The sequence below is a fragment of the Buttiauxella ferragutiae genome (assembly GCF_022637515.1).
Lineage (GTDB): Bacteria > Pseudomonadota > Gammaproteobacteria > Enterobacterales > Enterobacteriaceae > Buttiauxella > Buttiauxella ferragutiae.
Genome location: NZ_CP093332.1, coordinates 4,434,002 through 4,453,176 on the forward strand (window position 1 = coordinate 4,434,002; position 19,175 = coordinate 4,453,176).

Genomic DNA, 19,175 nt, shown 5'->3' on the forward strand with positions numbered 1-19,175 from the left:
ATAAAATTATTCCCTGATGTGGAGGGTGACAGAAGGCGGTGTTTTCGGCAGACCAATAAACGCAGTACGGCCAATACAGGAGCGGGCACAGTCACCCAGTCGCATTCCCTGGGCCTGTTCTGGTGCCAGATCTAGCCGTAAATCCCAGGAAAACTGATCTCGCAGAAGAAAGGAAATAAATACCGTTAGCGCCTGATGGTTATCACCGCCTGGTAAAAAAGACAGATAACGAGTCATCGATAAACCGCCAATCTTTAGCAAGAATTTTCCACTGCGATCTGGCACTCGCGAACCGAGGGTAAAATTAACGCCAATCACAGAGCGTCCGGGGATATACCCGGCAGTTTTCTTCTTCGAATTACGGACACCCAGACGGTTCTGCTGTGATGGTTCAATCGGTACTTTACGCAACTGCCAGCTTTCAATGGTGACATCCGGCAGATCAAAACAATGGGATACCAAATTGCATACCACATCCGGCGAACGGCCTGGTGTCGCCAGCACTCCGGCATAAGCCAACATCTTGCTATGGTTGATAGCGAGCTTGCCACGCACGCTCTGATTACCTAACCCCACCAGGGCATACATACGCTGCGAGAAAATGTCCGTACCACCATTGCGAAAACAGATGTAATAGCGGTACTTGCGCCAGGCGTGGTAAGCAAACTGTGTCCAGCGGTGACTGAACAGATCGAGAAATGCTTTCAGCCCTTCTTCATGCTGCGCATCTTCCCGGGCCATCTTATCCAGGTAATAACCCGGTAAAGGGGACTGGCTACCTGAGAAACCAAGAAACGTTGTGGTCAGAGAGAACTGGCCAGTATCGTTGCGCCCAAGCGTAGTCAAGTCACTTACCGGAAAGGCGATGCCGGCGTCTGATTTGAACAGTGCCACTTCCCGGCTGGGTTCCGTGCGCAAAGAAGGCTCCTCGCCTGAATCTCCATACAAACGGTACAGCGCATCCATCAGGACATAAAAATTCATCCCGCGCACATCGGTCGGGAATGAGTCCCGTTTCCCTACATCAGGGCGTGCTGACCGGTATGTTGCCATTCCCAGGCCTCCTGACTTTCCGTATTGATGATTTTCAGACAGTGAAATGAATTGATGCTGGCATACAGGGCGAAGAAGTGCGACAGCACGGTTCCCAGCAGGTAGATCTCACCCTCGCAGACAAAGGGAGTGGGGTCGATCCACAGCGTGGTGGATAATCCACGTACTGGTACCCCTTTAAACAAGCGGTCAACTGGGTGGGTATCAAGTTTTTCAATGGCATCCAGTTTTTGGCGTGAGAGCATTGCTTGCTGCGGGTGGTGGATCCCCGGCAGGTCGAATGTACGCATCACCTGAATTAGCGCGTCTCTGTCAAGCAAAGACAGGTAATTCAGGTTCATACAGGAAATCAGCGACCAGTGCATGTCGCCATCTGTGACGGGGTACAATGGACGGGTCGGACGGGTAACATTGCTGAAGGATGCTACCGACGAATTTTTGTCAACCGCAACACTTATATCACCAGTATGTAGCGACGCAGGTAGCATCCGGTTGGTACAGACCAGTGAGGCGGTGATGACTTCATCGTTCAGTCCGGAGTGGTCTGGCTGGCTGCCATCTGCATGTACAAAGGCTATGGAATGTTCCAGACCACGATGGAACAACGAGGTTTTTGTCCGGTGGTGCCAGTAAACGACTTCGCGCTGACGGCTGTATTCTATTTGATGCTGAAAGCCTTCAAATTCAGGCCAGAGGCGGAAGGGTTTACCGTCAGATGAACTGCTCATCTTGCTGGATACAGATTTCACTCGAAAGATATCATAGGCTTCCGGATGCTGATGGCTCGCGCGCAGAGGGTACTGCGGTGTGCTGCTGTCTGGGCTGACAGGTTCGGCATGGTAAGCAAACAGGTTTACCGCTGGCGTACAGTACGGACGCAAAGAATCCTTTCGCAGTTTTATGTCCACAGGCAACGGCTGGTTAAAATGCAGGCGCAGCGTGAAGGTTTGAACCGGAAAATCTTCCGGTAACGGTGCTGCGTCACGCATGCGAAAGAAGAAAAAACTCTCCGGATAGCAGAAGTATTCCTGGAGTACACGGTAACCGGTATGAACATTTTTTGGCCAGGGTAGTAACGCATCGTCCCGTTCAAATCCGGCAGCATCCAGCCACAGTTCCGGTAATGCGAAACGATGTGACCCGGAAACCAGTTCAGCATCCATCAACCGCTCACTGAACCACAGATAAAGTTGGTGACGAGTGTAATCATCCTCGTTACCCAGCCAGAAGGTCAGTTTATTCATATCCAGGGAGCGAGATGGAACATTCCCCTCAGTGAAGAAATCAACCTCAATGACCCCCTCTTTCAAGCTACTGACATTGCGTACATCCCGGATATACAGGGGTTGCAACCAAGTATTGCGTGCAAGAGTAAAATAGCAGGCTGGAGGCGCCGCTTTCTCGTCATCGGTCAGCCCTCCAGGGGCAAGAGACTGTGAGCTGCTACCTGTATCGGTTCTTACCAATTCGTTCCGGCTTACTTCAACCGCGGTCAGTAACTCTTTTTTGGGCTGATATTCAATGACTGTCATGGACGGAACTGGGCGCAGGTAATTAGGCCACAGCATATTAATCAGCCCATGTGTGAATTCAGGAAATTCATCTTCCAGCTTCTGACGCAGACCGCCAGAAAGGAAAGCAAACGCCTCCATCAGGCGCTCGACATCTGGATCTCCTTCCTTTTCAGCCAGAAAACGGGCCAGGTAAGGTTTTTCTTGCGCGAGTAGTTTGCCGAGCTGACGCAAGTAATCCAGCTCCTCCCGGTAGTAGCGTTCTTCGAAAGCCATTTCTACTCCACACACCAGTGCTGGCGGTTATCCAGCAGGATATCAAACTCCAGAACATCCCTGCTTTCGCTGAAATTCATGTACGCCACAATATGGAAACACAGTTCCAATGGCGAATACCCATCCTCTGCAATTGCCGTTACCACCACATCAGACATTCGAGGTTCGTAGCGCAACATACAGTTCCTGATGGCTTTTATTATTTCGCTTCTGAAATCACTGGAGACCAGGGCATCATCATCTAAATCGGTGATACCTAGCTCCGGTGACCCATAACAGCTACCGGAACGGGTGTTGAGTACATTCTGCAGATTGCTCCGAACAGAGCGCAGCAACGCTTCTTTCGGTTTCCTGCGTACAGGCAGATCCACCGCCTCCTGGATGCGTTCAAACAGACTGCCCCCGAACACCCGCTCCTTCATCATAGTTATTCCCTATCCAGACGACCCACCAGGGATAAGTCAAAGCTGGCGCCCATGAACTTGAAATGCGGACGTACAGAGAGGGCAACCTGGTACCAGCCTGGTTCGCCTTCTACATCCAATACCTCAACCTTCGCCTGGCGCAGAGGTTTGCGACTGCGAACCTCAGAAGGTGGGTTCTCCTGATCCGCCACATACTGACGAATCCAGGTATTCAGCTCACGCTCAAGATCGCCACGCTCTTTCCATGAACCAATCTGCTCGCGTTGCAGCACTTTGATGTAATGAGCAAGACGCGTGATGATGAACAGGTAGGGAAGTTGTGAACCCAGTTTGTAATTCGTTTCAGCCGCCTTACCTTCCGGTGTATTTGGGAAGGTTTTAGGTTTTTGTACCGAGTTAGCTGAGAAGAATGCCGCGTTATCACTGCCCTTACGCATGGTCAGAGAGATGAATCCCTCTTCTGCCAGCTCATATTCACGGCGGTCAGTAATAAGTATTTCGGTCGGAATTTTAGCCTGAAGTTGTCCCATCGACTCATACAGGTGCACCGGCAAATCTTTCACCGCTCCGCCACTCTGTGGACCGACGATATTTGGGCACCATCTGCTCAACATGAAACTTTCAGCCATATTAGCCGCCAGTAAGAACGCTGTGTTACCCCACAGGTAATCCTCATGGTTACGGCTGACGTTTTCCCGATAGTTAAAGCTTTTCACCGGGTTTTCATCTGGTGCATACGGATGGCGCAACAGACAGCGAGGCGCTGTCAGCCCCAGATAACGGGAGTCTTCCGATTCGCGCAGGGCACGCCATTTTGTATATGCCGGGCCTTCAAAAATAGCGGACACATCCTTCATACCCGGCAATTCCGTGTACGAATCTAGCCCGAAGAATTCAGGAGATACTGCTGACAAGAATGGGGCATGAGCCATCGCACTTACTGCACTGATATATTTCAGCAGCTTCATATCTGCCGCGGTGTTATCAAATGCGTAGTTACCGATAACGGCGGCTACTGGTTCACCGCCAAACTGGCCAAAACCACTTGAGTAAACATGCTTGTAGTAGCCAGATTGGGTGATCTCAGGGGCAAATTCAAAATCATCCAGCAATTCTTCTTTGGTGGCATGCAGCACGTGAATCTTGATGTTTTCCCGTGTATCTGCACGATCAACCAGTAACTTAAGTGACCGCAGGAACGACTCCAGCTCCTGAAGCTCAGGAGCGTGAAGAATAAGATCCATCTGACGCCCCATACGAGCATCAATATCAGCAATCATGGCATTCACGGCCAGAATATCGACAGGCTCCGCATCTGTATTGCTCTCTAACAAGGCAGCGATAAACGCGGTCACGCCCTGACGGGCAACATCATAGCTCTCCGATGCTGGCTGAAAGCGGGTCTGCGCCATAATTTTATCCAACAGAGATGGTGCAGCCGTTGGCGTGGTCGAAGCGAGTTCTTCTTGTAATGAGGTATCTGACATACTGAAATCCTTGTACAAAGTTATTTCCGACCAACGAGGCCCAGTTCCGCAATCAGCTGTTCGCGGGTTTCTTCGTTATCCAGCAGAGCCTGAATCTGGGCGCGGAAAGCTGGGATATTGCCCATTGGCCCCTTCAGCGCAACAAGCGCCTCACGTAGCTCCAGTAGTTTTTTCATTTCTGGAACCTGCGCGGCAACGTTGTCTGGTGAAAGATCGCTTATCGACTTCACTTTCAGGCTGACATTCATTTGTGCATCAGGGATTTCGCTGAGCGCAGAAGTAACGATGAAACTCCGTTCGATTCCGGACTTTTCTAGCACAGCGTTGAAATTATTCCTGTTAATAGAAACGGGCTGACGCTCATCCAGCGGAGTATCATCTGCAGTACCTTTCAGATTGCCAGTGATCAGCAGATTAAGCGGCAACTCAACTTCGGCCGCCTGACCATCAGTTTTAGGGATATAACGAATATTGATGCGCTCTTTAGGTGCGATACTACCGTCGTTTTTATTGCTGCTCATGAGAATAGTCCATCGGGTTATCGTTCAAGCCATGAATACGGCAAAATCCGTATAACAGAAATACCGATGCAGTGGCCGCTTTATAATATCAGTCCATGTGTTTAAAACGCATTCTACTCTCGCATTAAATAATTTCAAAAGAACTTTTTTTCATTTCAATACGAGAATTTATTTTGCACAAAAAACAATTAAAAAAACAAATTAAATTAAAAATAAAACAAATAAAAACAATGTATTACAAACATAGCCTCAAAAATTAATCGCTAATTAACAATAACTTAAGGCGTACTAAATCACTATTCACAAAGCAGGGCACCCTGCGCATTCATTTTACTGAAATACAGGAACGCCAGAATCTTAAAAGCTCCAAATAATATAAAAACAATTGTTGTGAAAAACACCAATCCCGATATAGCATATTCCATTAGCACTACTAAATATTAATAATTTATATATGTCTCATCCATTTCATATAAATAAATAAGTGGTACTTAAATTTTTATACATTCATCTGGTTTTGTTTTTTTAACAACATACCAGCTACACGAATGATGCGGTTCCCGGTTAAAGCCGTGCCGCCTCTGCCTATCGAGGAATAACGGTAGGCAATCATTAGCAGCAACCAAAAAAGGAGTTAAAACTATGCCTACCCCTTGTTATATATCAATCAATGGTCTGACCCAGGGAAACATCACTGCCGGTGCATTTACCGCCGATTCTGTCGGTAATATTTACGTTCAGGGCCACGAAGATGAAATGCTAGTGCAGGAATTTCTGCATAACGTGACCGTCCCAACTGACCCGCAATCTGGTCAGCCAAGCGGTCAACGGGCGCACAAGCCGTTCATTTTCACCGTAGCACTAAACAAAGCTGTGCCGCTGTTGTACAACGCACTGGCAAGCGGTGAAATGCTACCAACGACTGAACTGCACTGGTGGCGTACGTCGGTTGAAGGCAAGCAAGAGCATTATTTCACTACGCGCCTGACAGATTCGACCATCGTCGATATCAATCTGCATATGCCGCACTGCCAGGATCCGAGCCAGCGAGAATTTACCCAACTGCTCGCAGTGTCACTGGCATACCGCAAGATCGAGTGGGAACACGTCAAGTCAGGCACTTCCGGTGCTGATGACTGGCGCGCACCGCTGGAAGCGTAAGTGTCAAAGTGAACTAACAACATTCTGCCTTATAGGCAGAATGTTGTTTTTGTATCTATCCGTAAGCTGAAAGATCTGTCCTAAAAAAGAAGTTACGTTTTTCACGGGAGCTGGCATAAGCCGTCCCCCCTGCCGGTAGCATGTCTGAATAGAAACGTATCGCTTTACATTCACAGTCACTTTCCTGCGGTTAGTCTGTTTTTCCTGTGAACTCAGGGAGGTTGTTATGTCATTAAAAGGGCTGCGTTTCACACTGGAGGTAGACGGCCAGGCGCCGGATACGTTCGCGGTTGTCAACTTTTTGCTAATGCAAAAATATTCTTTACCATTTGTTCTGGACGTAGATGTTGTCAGTAAGTCATTTGATCGGGAAGCGAAAGTTTTACTGGAAAAGAACGTCACACTGACCATCTGGCAGGGAATGAAGGCACTGCGTTCTGTCAAAGGTGTTATAGCCAGCTTTGGGATGCAAAATAATGACCAATGGCAGATGCAATACCGCTTCAGAATTCACCCAACCCTGTGGCGCTGTGGTTTGCGACAGAACTTTCGTATATTCCAGCAACAAGATATCAAGACAATCTCAAGCACTCTGCTTAATGAAAACGGTGTGACTGATTGGTCTCCATCCTTTTATCAAAAGCATTCTCCGCGAGAATTCTGCGTGCAATACGGCGAATCAGATTTAGATTTTCTGAATCGACTGTGGTCCGAAGAGGGGATTTTCTTTTATGACAAAATGTCCGCAGATGGGCCGAACCAAAAACTGACACTGTGTGATGATGTGGCAGGCCTATCCAAGTTACCGAATCCCATTTCGTTCAACCCGAATACGACAACCGAAGTCACTGATGAATGTATAAGCGTGTTCTGTTACGAAGCGAATGTCCGGCCTTCATCAGTTATGAGCCAGGATTACACCTTTAAAGTTCCAGGGTGGCAAGGGCAATACCAACAGAAAGGTATAAACCTAAATAACCAGTTCTCACAATATGAAATCTTTGACTATCCAGGCAGGTTCAAGGATGAGCAACACGGCCAGGATTTTACTCGCTACCAGATGGACGGGCTGCGTAACGATGCAGAAAAAGGCACCGGAACCACTAACTCACCGAAACTATGGCCTGGAACAAACTTCACGCTGGTGAAGCATCCGCAGGAACCTCTGAACCGTAGTTGGCAGATCGTCAGCAGTATTATCACGGGTGCCCAACCTCAGGCACAACATGGTAATCAGGGACAAGGAACCACACTAAGCAACCAGTTCACCGCAATACCAGCAGACAGAACCTGGCGCATTTCACCTCGATCTAAACCTAAAGTAGATGGCCCCCAAAGCGCAATTGTCACAGGCCCAGCCGGTGAAGAAATTTTTTGTGACGAACATGGCCGGGTACGAGTGAAATTCCACTGGGACAGATACAACCCAAAAACTGAAGACAGTTCCTGCTGGGTTCGGGTATCACAGGCCTGGGCAGGCGCGGGGTTTGGCAACCTGGCTATCCCGCGTATAGGTCAAGAAGTGATCGTGGACTTCCTCAATGGCGACCCGGATCAGCCCATCATTATGGGACGGACTTATCATCAGGATAACCGTTCTCCAGGCGGCCTGCCTGGCACCAAAACTCAGATGACTATTCGTTCGAAAACCTACAAAGGCGATGGTTTTAATGAACTGCGCTTTGAAGATGCAACCGGTAAGGAACAGGTTTACATCCACGCCCAGAAAGACATGCAAACGGAAGTGCTGCATGACAGGACAACGACAGTAAACCACGACCATACCGAAACCGTGAAGAATAACCAGACGGTCACCGTTGTGGTCGGTCAGACCATCAATGTGGGGAGTAAGAAGGAAGGTGGTCATGACCAGAAAGTCACTGTCTCCCATGATCAAAAGATAGCTGTGCAGAATGATCAGACGCTGGATATCACGGAAAATCGCGAGAAAAACGTCGGAGGAGATCAGAAAGCAGTCATCGCCGGTGAAGATAATGAAACGGTAAAAAAGTCTCAAAAAATCAAGGTAGAACAGAACTATGCGCTTGATGTGGACCACGAAACCCAAATTAAATCAGTGGATAAAATCGAACTAATATGCGGTTCCAGCTCCATCACGCTGGAAAACAGCGGGAAGGTCACCATCAAAGGTACCGAGTTTGAATTCACTGCCAGCGGTCCCGTGGAGATCAAGGGTAAAGATGTTCATCTTAATTAAAAGCAGCTCAGCATATTAAAAAATTAGTGAACGTCATGACAGATAAGGAGAACTCATGTCTGTTTTACCTGAACCCAAATTACGTATTCTGGATAATCAGACGGGTTTGACTACTTTTCAGTACGACAAAATGGCTCCGGGAAAGGTGTTTCATGATGTTGTAGTAGTGAAAGCCAGCTTTAATCTGCTACCTGGTGGCCTTTGCCCTATTCCCCAGCCAGCAGTACTGTTTCTTGCTGATAAATACCGCCAGCCTGATAACCCAATGGGTTCTTCTCTGCTTCAGGCAGGGGATCTTGTTTTGGGTAAACCCGGTACCGATATATTGGTTACTGGGTCAGTTTATGCCGATTGCCCCACACAACATTTTCAGACAGGTTTACGCATCAGCAACCGTCACAACACGCTGGTTGATTACACCTGCATAGCCACTGGAAAGCGTTGCTGGCAACACACTGAACGGCTGGGATGGCATATGAGTGAACCCGCCCTGACAGAACACGTTCCGATTGCCTACGAACTAGCCTATGGCGGACGCAACGTAATTCCTGATACCCCACCTGAAGAGTGGGAAATTTATGCCCCTAATCCTTCAGGCAATGGTTTTAGTTTTGCAGGCTACTCAACTGATGACCAGTTCCCCGCCCCGCAGTGGGAACCAAAAGAACATCAAATCGGTACAAAACCGCCACTGACCGGTTTTGGCCCCGTGGCCCGCCATTGGTTAAGTCGTCAAAAATATGCCGGAACGTATGATGAAAAATGGCGGGATCAACTCAAAGATAACCCACCCTATCTGGATTATCCCGATGACTTTGACCTGCGCTTTTTTCAGTGCGCGCATCCTTCACTGCAAAGCTCAACCCCACTAAATGGAAATGAGAAACTTGAATTTTTCCATCTAATTAAAGGCATTCCACATCTTGGAACCTGGCTACCCGCCCTTGGTATTGCAGCGTACTGGCAGGAAGGCATAACCGCTCGACAGTCTATGTTGCCTCTGGATACCGTACATATCGCTACCGACGAAAACACCGGGCAAGGGCGTATCGACCTCGTGTGGCGCTGGAGCAAACCGCATCATCTGAATATCCATGAACTGCTTCTACGGACTGTTCAACTGCCAGAACCAGAACAGCATTCCGCTTAAGGAGAACTGATATGGCTATAAAACATATTGCTGATGCCGAAAATGAGTTCATCGTCGTCAACGTGACACCGGATTTTTGCATAGTCGGATTAACCGTCATTCCCTTCGATATCGTCCAAAAATTATCTTCCGAAAAAATATCTTATTCCAAAACAGTTTTTGCCCGGGGAAAGAAGGTACTGATGATAGATAGCATCATCCAGGGCGTGGAAGGTAACGCAGGGGTTGGTGTCCAGTCAGGTGTATCGCTCAGTAATGGCCACTGCAAAGTGCTAACTGGTGCCACCACGGTCTTCACTGAAGGTCGCCAGACTGCACGACATCTGGATGAAGTTCTGATGAATGGAAAAGTCTGAAACGAAACCCGTCATTCAACAACCTGACGACGGACTATGCCAGTAAGGAGGGCAACCCATGGCCGACTTTAACCCCAACGGAACACTGGGGCGTATCTACACGCTGACCGGTATCTGTAAACCACAGAAGATGCTGACCAAACAACCCGGCATCTGTGAAGCTTATCTGAAGAATATCTTCAAAGAATACGACGAAAAAGACATCCTGAAAAAAATGGCAGATAAAGGCTATCAGGGCAATGTGAACGCTGGTAATTCATTCAGAAACCAGTGCGAAGCTTTACCCAGCCAGATGCCCGAGCAGGACCTTAATGACCTGCAAAAGTTGCTCAACGATTACGTTGACCACAACATGCCACCCGAAGATATCTATCGCATCCGCCACCTTCATAACCTCTATGAAAGAGTTTATCGTCCCGGCCCCAGGCTAGAAGCTCCGATTACGGAAGCTGAGCAGCAATGGCTTCTGCAAAACAGCAATGACATCGTCATGGCTCTCCTTGCCCCTCCGTTCAACCTGCCTGCATTCTTAACAAAGATGGCGGGGGGAACACCGCAACAGGTTTCTGGCGCCCTTGAAACTGGTGCCGTGCTATCTGATATGGCGGGTATGGCTGCTGGCATGAAGCAAAAACCGCCACCGGCACCTCTCTTAGCTAATGAGGGAGTATTTATTCAAGGTAAAGGACTGGGAAATGGTCGGGGGGTGGGGCGGCTCAATACCTCCAGCATCTGCCGGGGTGATCCTGTCGATGTCGGGACGGGTAGCCTTCTCCAGCAACTCAGCGTACTCACGCTACCCGGCTCACTACCATTAACGCTCTCCCGCGTCTATCGCTCCCGCTCCAGCCATGGTGGAATATTTGGCCCAAAATGGACCGATGAATGGTCCCGCTCACTGCATATACAGGGAAATGATCTGCATTTTACCGACCAGGAAGGCGTGGTGCTCTATTACCCCCTGCCTCGTGACGGTATTTTCCAGCAAGCCGCCAACTCCCGGCAACCCCGTTACCGGCTGACCGGGGACATTAGCGCAGAACTCACCGTTTTTGACCGCCACACACAGCAAACTCTACGCTTTGCTCCTTCTGCTCCGGGGACTTTTCTGCTGTCTGCGCTTCACGACCAGTACGGCAACCGCATTGACTTTATCCGCACAGATGATCTGCTGACTGAAATCCGCCACAGCGACGGTTACACGCTCGCCCTTGACTGGCAGAACCGGCAACTGATGAGCATTGACCTGGTCACCCCTCAACGCCAGCGCCTTGTCACCTGCCACTATGACAGCAACGGTTTTCTCGCTGAATGCGACACCTTCCAGTTCACCCATCTGTGGCACGAATACTCTCCTGAAGGGTTTATGACCCGCTGGCGGGATACGGATAAAACCTGTGTCGATATCAGCTATGACGTGCAGGGCCGGGTCATCAGCACACAGTCAACCGAAGGCTATTACAGTGACCACTTTATCTATAACGATGAAGAAAAATGTACCACCTACCAGGATGCTGAAGGGGGAGAAAGTCATTACTGGTATGACGATGAAGGCCTCGTCACCCGCACACTTGACGAGCTGGGCCGTGAAAGTTCGGCTCACTGGGATAATACCCTCCTGCTCTCGCGCACCGATGCCCTTGGGCGCACCACTGAATATCACTATAACGATGAGGGCGATATCCGCCATGTCGCCATCCCCGGAGGCCACAGTCTCTGGTACGAGTACAACGACGCCGGACAGCTCACCCGCCTGACCACACCGGGCGACCAGCAATGGCTGTGGGCTTACGACGAGCTCGGCAGCGTGGTCAGCCTCACTGACCCGCAGGGCCGGAGCCAGCAGTTCAGCTACAGCGAACAGGGCGATTTACTGGCTCATATTCTTCCCGGCGGCGCGACCTGGCGCTGGAGCCATGATGCCCTGCACCAGGTGCGGGAAACCACTGCCCCGAATGGCGGTATCACACACACAGAACAGGATATGCTGGGCCGTCTGCTGAGTGTCAAAGACCCGCAGGGCTTCACCACGCAGTTCCGCCACAGCAAAAAACATGCCGGGCCACAGGGTAGCATCGAGGAAATTAACCGCCCCGACGGTGTGCGCGAACTGATGCGTCAGAACAGTGAAAAACTGCCCGAAAGCTTCACTGACGGGGAAGGAAAAACCACCCGTTATGAATACGGTGCATTCGACCTGCTGACGGCGGTGATACGCCCGGACGGTGAACGGCTGGAATGCCGTTACGATAAACTCACCCGCCTGACTGAAATCACCAACGCCGCCGGTGAGCACTACCGTCTGACCTACGACAAAGCCGGGCAACTTATTGCGGAAACCGACTTTACCGGCAGAACGCTGAATTACCGCTACGACGCCGCAGGCCGCTGTATCTGCACTTCTTTCCCGGATGGCGCCCACCTTAACCGGGTATATAACGTCACCGACCAGGTCGTACGCGAAAACGTCACTCAGGGCGACAGCACCCGCGTACTCAGTGCCACCCTCTTCCGCTATGACACCCTCTGCCGTCTGGTCGAAGCAAAGAATGACGATGCCACTGTCATCTATGAATATGACGAGGCCGGGCGGCTCTGTGCCGAAACTATTAACGGCAGACGTACCGAGTACCGGTTCGATGCACAACAGGATTATGTCACGCAGCGCACCACTGCGGGTATCACCGAATACTTCACCCGTGGATTAATGGGAGAGCTGGAGCAGTGGCAACTGGACAGCCATTCGCCACTGACCTTCACCCACGACCTGCGCGGCCACGAAATCACCCGACAGAATGACACCGGCTTCCTCCAGCAACTGGGTTACACACCAACCGGGATGCTGACGCAGCAGCGCGCCGGCAGTAACACTGAACCGGACGCCCGCAATAAAGACCTGCAACGCCAGTGGCTGTACGACAAGGCTTACAACCTGACAATGATTGCCGACTCACTGCGCGGTACCGCAGTTCACACCCTGACGGCGAACGACCAGATAAGCCACGCCACCTGGACCGGCAGCAGCAGTGTGCCAATGCGCGAAGAGCGCTTCACCTATGACCAGAACCTTAATATCACCCGCCGCCAGACCTGGGTGAATGACGTACTGGAAAGCGAAGCCTACCAGCAACAGCAGCATAGCCGGGTCGCATCGCGGGAGCACAAAGCCTGGCGGCATACCACTTCGCGCATCAACCCCGACAGCGGGAAACCCGAAGACGGAAAATTTGTCCGGGTGGTGAACGAACACAACATCACCTGGAAATATGATGTGAATGGTCGCCTGGTCGAAAAACTGGTGGATAAAGGCGGCTATCGCCCTCTTCAGTGGCGCTACCGCTGGGACGCCAGAAGCCAGCTCACCGCGCTGGAAACCCCGGACGGCGAACGCTGGGAATACCGCTACGACCCGTCTGGCAGGCGCATCAGCAAACGTTGCACTAACCGCCAGAAAACCGGTTACAACTTCCACTGGAATGGCGACCAGCTGACCGAAGAAATCCCGGTGTATGCCGGTGGCACTCCGGCGTATGACGACAGTATCCGCTGGATTTACGAGCCAGGCAGCTTCACACCACTGGCGCGTTATGAGAAAGGACAGTTGCACTATGCGGTAACCGATACGGTCGGTCGTATTCAGGAATTACTGACCGAAGACGGCACCATCGTCTGGCGAGGCAGGCAACAGCTCTGGGGTCGTGAAGAAAGTGCGAATGATGACAAGCTGAGTTGCAGACTGCGCTTTCCGGGGCAATACGAAGACACAGAATCCGGCTTGCACTACAACCGCTTCCGTTACTATGATAGTGAAACGGGACAGTACATTTCGGCAGACCCGATAGGGCTGGCGGGTGGGGTGAATCCGTACGGGTATGTGCATAACCCGTTGAGTTGGGTTGATCCGCTGGGGTTGGCTTGTGTTTGCCCTAAAGATGTTGATGCATTACGCACTGGCGGGAAAAATACTACAATAAATGTTAAAACTAAAGCGGATGCTGATGCGTTGCTCAAAGCGGCTTTCCCTGACTATCAAAAAGTCAATGGCGTTGGTCCAGAGGACGCCGTTGGCCTTAGAAAAAAAAGGAAAATGGATCGTTTTAAAGAAGGAGGGGCATATCACAAAGATTATTCAGTTGATCCTACAACGGGAAGAGTGAGAGGACATGGTCCAAATGACGATCACGGAAACTACCCTCATATAAACATAAAACGTAGAGATGGTGTAAAAGTAGTAATTAACATAACAGGTAATCCATGAACAGAGACAGTTTATTAAACAAGATCTCCAATGGTTTTCAGGTAGGATGCAGATTTTCATTCTTAAATAAAGACAAGGTCTGCTGGTCTTCTGTCGGGTTGCAAAAATGGGAGGGAAAATATAAAGTCTATGTTGATGAAATATTAGAATCCATGATGTCTTCCGAAGAATATCTCAGAGAGGAAATCATTGAATTTAATACCATTGACGATGCATTAATATTTATCGAGCAGAATACAAATGCTAAAATAAACGATCTAGCACCTTGCAAAGGGCAAAGAATATTTAACCCTTCACATAGTTAAATCCATAACTTAAGGTAATCTCAAGAAATAATTATGAATACTATGGCAGCAGATTCTGTTTGACTGACTCGTAGAGTCGTCAACAACAATTCCGCTACAGCGATCGGGATAAATCTGCTGGTGAAAAATGTAACCACGATTGCCGACTCGTTGCGCGGTGCCGCAGTCCACACCCTGACAGCAATCCTGGTTGCATTACAACCGGTTCCGTCACTATGATAACGGGACGGGGCAATACCTGAGCTCGGACCCGATAGGGCTGGCAGGTGGGGTGAACCCTTACGGGTATGTGTCGAATCCACTGAAATGGATTGATCCGCTTGGGTTGTGTAAAGTCAGCAACGGTGCTGATGTAACGCCAGATATAATTCGAAACGCATTAAAAGACGACACAATGTAGACTCTGCAAGGTGACGTTTCTCTTCCAGCTATTCAACGTTATGTAGATCGATTACTTAAAGGTGATGTTGCTCCTCCAATTAAAGTTGATGGTAATGTTGTCGTTGAGGGAAATCACCGATACGTTGCAGGTAAGGTAGCAGGGAAAATGACAGAAATATCACCAGGGACTTTATCACCAGGCCAAGTACCAAATATTAAACCGATGTCATCTACTACAGTAGATGATTTTGACTGGGGAAATCATTAATGATAACCATTAAATTTAAAACAAACGAAACACAAGAATTTAATCTTGAGAGCTTGGATAGAGCCAATTTTGATGGAAATCAATTGCATGCAGCCATTTTTGATGGGCTTTCTTTATATAAAGCTAGCTTTATAAAAGCTAATCTACGAAGTGCAGAACTTTCCCGATGCTATTTAGACGAAGCTATTTTTATTGAGGCGTTGTTAATGAATGCCTATTTTAAATATTCAGTATTAACGAATTCAGATTTTTCTTCCTCGAGGTTATCAGGTGCTTGCTTTTTTAAAGCGGATATGAGGAATGCTAATTTTTCCCAGGCAGATGTATTTAGTGTTGAATTTAATGGTGCTGATTTAAGAGGGGCTAATTTTCTTGGTGTAGAACGATTTGATAATGCAAGTTTTAACGAAGCGCTTTATAACGAAAAAACTCTTTGGCCTGAGAGTTTTTCCCCAGAACATCGGGGTCTGATATTAATTTGAAGAACCGGAAAAAATCTCATATCTTCCCGGTTCTTTTATTCTCTAAACCGCCATCCCCTGGAGCGCCGCCTTAGCGGTGCTCTTTATGTCCCAATTAGCCTGCTTAATATCCCGCAATTGCTGACGCAGCGCTTCCTGCTCATGTTTCAGCGTGTCCACTTCGTCACTGTCTTTAATAATCACAATGCAGCCGTCCGATATTTTAACGGTGAGATGTGCGCCCGTCTCAAACCCCGCCTCTTTCAGCCATTTACCCTTCAAATGAATATTGAGCTTCCCGGACGGTATGCGCGCACCATAGTCGACGGTATAGAGCGTTCAGGTGGTACGCGAGGACGTCCCACAGGGTGACAACAACCGCGTCCTCAGTGCCACCCTCTGCAGCCGGGTGGAAGCGAAGAATGACGTTCTGGAAAGCAAAGAGTACCAGCATGGCCAGGTCGCATCGCGGGAGCACAAAGCCTGGCGGCACACCACCACACGCATCAACCCCGACAGCGGGAAACCGGAAGACGAGAAATTTGTCCAGGTAGTGAACGAACACAACATCACCTGGAAATACGCTGTTAACGGTAGTCTGGTGGAAAAACGGGTGGAGCAACTCATAACTGCTGCTGCCCAGTACCGAAATGAAGCGATGAGCGAGTCGAATAATTGACTCCCCGCTGAGTTATGGAAAACGTGGCGTCCAGGCGCCACGTGCCGTGAAAAACCCTATCTCTAAACCATGAATCACTGACTCAAGCGGCGCAGGTAAGCCACACTTTCTAACAGCGGGTCACCGGTCAGTTCTTCAACAATGATCGGAATATGAGCCAGTTGGCGCTGTTCCAGCACAGCCAACACCTCAACATAATCAATCAGGCCATGTTCCAGGCTCGTCGGAATCTTATCTCGCCCTTGCAAGATGAAATTCTTGAAATGGAACAATCGGATGCGCTCGCCATGCTGGCTAAGAAAATCGACTAAGATCTCACGCCAGTTCCCGGCATTGTCCGCATCCAGCAAGTTGGCCAGATCAAGAGTCACCTTGAAATTATCGCCCAATCGCGTGTTCAGGCTCGCCAGACAATTGGCGTCATAAATAATATGATCTTTGACCGCCTCGACCAGAAAATCACAACCTGCCTGCTCCAGTTCGGGTTTTAACTGCTCAAAGGTCCGCTCCACTTTCTTGAAGGAGGCCGCGCTGTGATTATCCGGATGCCAGGTCCAGTCATTGTCGTTCAGAGAGCCAGTCTCACTGCCCACGACGCCGACATTGCAGCGGCGAGCAAGTTCGATATTAAAACGCACGCGCTCCATCTCACTCTTCAAGAAGTCTGGATCTGAATGAGCAGGGTTGAAGTAACTGGCCAGCAGAAAGATGGAAATACCGGCCTGCTGAAGCTGTTGAATATTGGCGACCATCGTGTCGATATCACGAGCCTGCCAGGCCTCGACCCAGCTCCTGTGTACTGCCAGTTGCAGTCCGTCAATCCCCGCCTGGCGCGCATAAGCAATAATCCCTTCTGGAGTCTGATCGATAAGATCATGTCCGCGTGCGCCTATTTTTAACGTTGTCATATCTTCATCCTGTGAAGTCATAAAATGGCTTGCGAGCCCATCAGGGCTCGCAAATTCAATTAATGAAACGCTTCCAGTCTAATCAGACTGCTGGCACTGGAGTCGTCGTGTCCGGTTGAATGGCCGGGCCTTTATTGTACTCCTGCTCGAAATATTCGCGCACCATTGGAGCGGATAAACCCACCACAACCTGAAGGTTTTTACCTGTACGCATCACACCCAAAGCTCCGGCTTGCTTGAGAGCCTTGTCATCCTGTACCAGGGCCGGGTCTTTCACCACCAGGCGTAAACGCGTCTGACAGTTTCCGATGGTATCGACGTTTTCACACCCACCCACACATTGCAGGATTGCGGCAGCTCTGAGGCGATCTGGCTCTTGACCTGCAACAACCGGTCCAGACTGTTTGCCGCGGTAGTCTTGTTTAGAATAAAGGCGCACATCTTCTTCCTCTTCCTCATCACCACGGCCTGGTGTCAGGAAGTTAAATTTCAGGATCATGTAGCGGAACACGAAGAAGTTGATAGCCGCGAAACCGAGGCCCAGAGCAAGGTGGATCCAGATAAGGTGAGCATGGTTCTTAGCATAGAAGACCCAGTTGAACAGGATGATATCGTTGAGACCACCGCCCATGAAACCCACTACGCCGCACAGATAGAGCGCCACACACAGGGTCGCACCAATAATAGCATTGACCAGATACAGCACCGGCGCCACAAACAGATAGGTAAACTCGATAGGTTCGGTAATACCAACAGCCATTGCCGTGATGATCGCCGGGATCACCAGAGCGGCAATCTTGCGCTTCATCTTCTTCTTAGCAGTAGCATAAATAGCCAGGCCTGAACCGAGTGAGCAGAACACGCTGATGTTGCCATACAAGGAGTAACCGGCAGCGGGGAACTGCTCAACCAGAGGCGTGGTTGATGCTGCATAAGTCGAGACGTTCTCGATCCAGTGGGTGTAAAGACCGCCATCCACTACCGCTGGGCCGAAGAAGAACGGGAAGTAAACGAAACGGTGCAAGCCGGTTGGTACCAGCATACGTTCCACGAACGCCAGCATCCACATACCAAAGGCATCGGCTTCAACATAGAAACTCTGCATGGCATTGATGCCGACTTGTACCTTTGGCCAAAGTTCGCAGGTCAGCCAGGCCATCGGCAACATCACGCAGAAAGAGACGATAAAGACCAGGCTCATCCCCTGGAAAATAGTCAGGTAATCCGGCAGTTTCTTTTCGAAGAAACGGTTGTGGATCCAGGTGACCACTCCGCCGATGATCAGCGAGAAGACGATACTGGTATCCAGCGTTTTGACGCCACCAACCATTGCCAGGCCGCTGGAGCCGCCAACATTCTGATTAAAATCGACCCCAAACTCTGGCCCCCAGAAGGTCAGCATGCTGTTGGTGAAATAGTTGTAAGCCATGTAGGCAAAGAAGGCGACCAGCGCCGCTCGTGCCTGGCCGGTCCTGGCAAGACCCACAGGGAGCGCCATACAGAACAGTAACGGGAAGTTGCGGAATATAGTCCAGCCACCCGACTTGATGATGGTCATCACCTTGTAAAAGTTGGAGTCAGGGTGAGCCAGGCTCCCCATGATATCGGGCATGGTGAGTAGCCCGGTGATAGCGAGCAGCAAACCGGTGAAAGGTAAAAAGGCAATGGGGACAGCCATAGCACCACCAAAAGTCTGGAAGGCCCCCATAAAATTCCGTTTGGACATCTCTTGTTTCTCCAAAAAATAACAAAAAAAA

The 19,175-nt window shown here is 49.7% G+C and carries 16 protein-coding genes and 1 pseudogene; 9 read left to right on the top strand and 8 right to left on the bottom strand.

Going from position 1 to position 19,175, the window contains the following annotated elements; translation table 11 throughout:
- Nucleotides 1-6: 6 nt before the first annotated feature.
- The 5 genes from tssG to tssB are packed head-to-tail and all read right to left on the bottom strand — an operon-like array spanning nt 7 to nt 5,273.
- Nucleotides 7-1,053, bottom strand: coding sequence for a type VI secretion system baseplate subunit TssG (tssG, locus tag MNO13_RS20425; RefSeq protein ID WP_241939184.1), 1,047 nt, complete (start codon nt 1,051-1,053; stop codon nt 7-9).
- Nucleotides 1,020-2,840 (bottom strand): type VI secretion system baseplate subunit TssF, encoded by a 1,821-nt coding sequence (gene tssF / locus MNO13_RS20430; protein WP_241939185.1) that lies wholly within the window; start codon nt 2,838-2,840, stop codon nt 1,020-1,022. Before tssF ends, tssG begins: the two co-directional genes overlap by 34 nt.
- 2 nt (nt 2,841-2,842) lie before the next feature.
- On the bottom strand, nt 2,843-3,265 hold the full coding sequence (tssE, locus tag MNO13_RS20435) for a type VI secretion system baseplate subunit TssE (RefSeq protein ID WP_416135270.1): 423 nt from the start codon (nt 3,263-3,265) through the stop codon (nt 2,843-2,845).
- A gap of 2 nt (nt 3,266-3,267) precedes the next feature.
- Nucleotides 3,268-4,752: a type VI secretion system contractile sheath large subunit gene (gene tssC, locus MNO13_RS20440; protein ID WP_241939186.1), complete on the bottom strand. Its 1,485-nt coding sequence runs from the start codon at nt 4,750-4,752 to the stop codon at nt 3,268-3,270.
- 20 nt (nt 4,753-4,772) lie between these two features.
- Nucleotides 4,773-5,273, bottom strand: coding sequence for a type VI secretion system contractile sheath small subunit (gene tssB, locus MNO13_RS20445; protein WP_064540008.1), 501 nt, complete (start codon nt 5,271-5,273; stop codon nt 4,773-4,775).
- A gap of 642 nt (nt 5,274-5,915) precedes the next feature.
- Between tssB and MNO13_RS20450 the strand changes: the two genes are divergently transcribed.
- The 8 genes and pseudogenes from MNO13_RS20450 to MNO13_RS20485 all read left to right on the top strand — a co-directional run bounded on the left by MNO13_RS20450 (nt 5,916) and on the right by MNO13_RS20485 (nt 15,852).
- Entirely contained in the window at nt 5,916-6,434 is a 519-nt protein-coding gene (locus tag MNO13_RS20450) for an Hcp family type VI secretion system effector (protein ID WP_064540010.1), read from the top strand.
- Nucleotides 6,435-6,660: 226 nt separating this feature from the next.
- Nucleotides 6,661-8,652: a type VI secretion system Vgr family protein gene (locus MNO13_RS20455; RefSeq protein ID WP_232886593.1), complete on the top strand. Its 1,992-nt coding sequence runs from the start codon at nt 6,661-6,663 to the stop codon at nt 8,650-8,652.
- A 55-nt stretch (nt 8,653-8,707) separates the two neighbouring features.
- A complete protein-coding gene (locus tag MNO13_RS20460) occupies nt 8,708-9,802 on the top strand; it encodes a DUF2169 family type VI secretion system accessory protein (RefSeq protein WP_232886592.1) in 1,095 nt (364 codons plus the stop codon).
- A gap of 11 nt (nt 9,803-9,813) precedes the next feature.
- Nucleotides 9,814-10,158 carry a PAAR-like domain-containing protein gene (locus MNO13_RS20465; RefSeq protein ID WP_064540016.1) on the top strand — a complete coding sequence of 115 codons (345 nt, stop codon included), beginning with the start codon at nt 9,814-9,816 and terminating at the stop codon, nt 10,156-10,158.
- A gap of 58 nt (nt 10,159-10,216) precedes the next feature.
- Nucleotides 10,217-14,416 carry an RHS repeat-associated core domain-containing protein gene (locus MNO13_RS20470; RefSeq protein WP_241939187.1) on the top strand — a complete coding sequence of 1,400 codons (4,200 nt, stop codon included), beginning with the start codon at nt 10,217-10,219 and terminating at the stop codon, nt 14,414-14,416.
- Nucleotides 14,413-14,721, top strand: coding sequence for a hypothetical protein (locus MNO13_RS20475; protein ID WP_064540018.1), 309 nt, complete (start codon nt 14,413-14,415; stop codon nt 14,719-14,721). Before MNO13_RS20470 ends, MNO13_RS20475 begins: the two co-directional genes overlap by 4 nt.
- Nucleotides 14,722-14,902: 181 nt before the next feature.
- Nucleotides 14,903-15,370: pseudogene (locus MNO13_RS24570) on the top strand (RHS repeat-associated core domain-containing protein); the annotation flags it as partial.
- On the top strand, nt 15,370-15,852 hold the full coding sequence (locus tag MNO13_RS20485; protein WP_064540020.1) for a pentapeptide repeat-containing protein: 483 nt from the start codon (nt 15,370-15,372) through the stop codon (nt 15,850-15,852). The pseudogene MNO13_RS24570 and the gene MNO13_RS20485, both read left to right, overlap by 1 nt.
- 42 nt (nt 15,853-15,894) lie before the next feature.
- On the opposite strand, the gene MNO13_RS20490 is transcribed toward MNO13_RS20485, so the two are convergent.
- Complete coding sequence (locus MNO13_RS20490) at nt 15,895-16,113, bottom strand: SymE family type I addiction module toxin (RefSeq protein ID WP_241939188.1); 219 nt, start codon at nt 16,111-16,113, stop codon at nt 15,895-15,897.
- 61 nt (nt 16,114-16,174) lie between these two features.
- Between MNO13_RS20490 and MNO13_RS20495 the strand changes: the two genes are divergently transcribed.
- Entirely contained in the window at nt 16,175-16,510 is a 336-nt protein-coding gene (locus tag MNO13_RS20495) for a hypothetical protein (RefSeq protein WP_241939189.1), read from the top strand.
- Nucleotides 16,511-16,584: 74 nt separating this feature from the next.
- Here MNO13_RS20495 and MNO13_RS20500 read toward each other — a convergent pair whose 3' ends face one another.
- On the bottom strand, nt 16,585-17,418 hold the full coding sequence (locus MNO13_RS20500) for a sugar phosphate isomerase/epimerase family protein (RefSeq protein WP_241939190.1): 834 nt from the start codon (nt 17,416-17,418) through the stop codon (nt 16,585-16,587).
- A gap of 82 nt (nt 17,419-17,500) precedes the next feature.
- A complete protein-coding gene (locus MNO13_RS20505) occupies nt 17,501-19,144 on the bottom strand; it encodes an alpha-glucoside-specific PTS transporter subunit IIBC (protein WP_064540028.1) in 1,644 nt (547 codons plus the stop codon).
- Between the last annotated feature and the right edge of the window lie 31 nt (nt 19,145-19,175).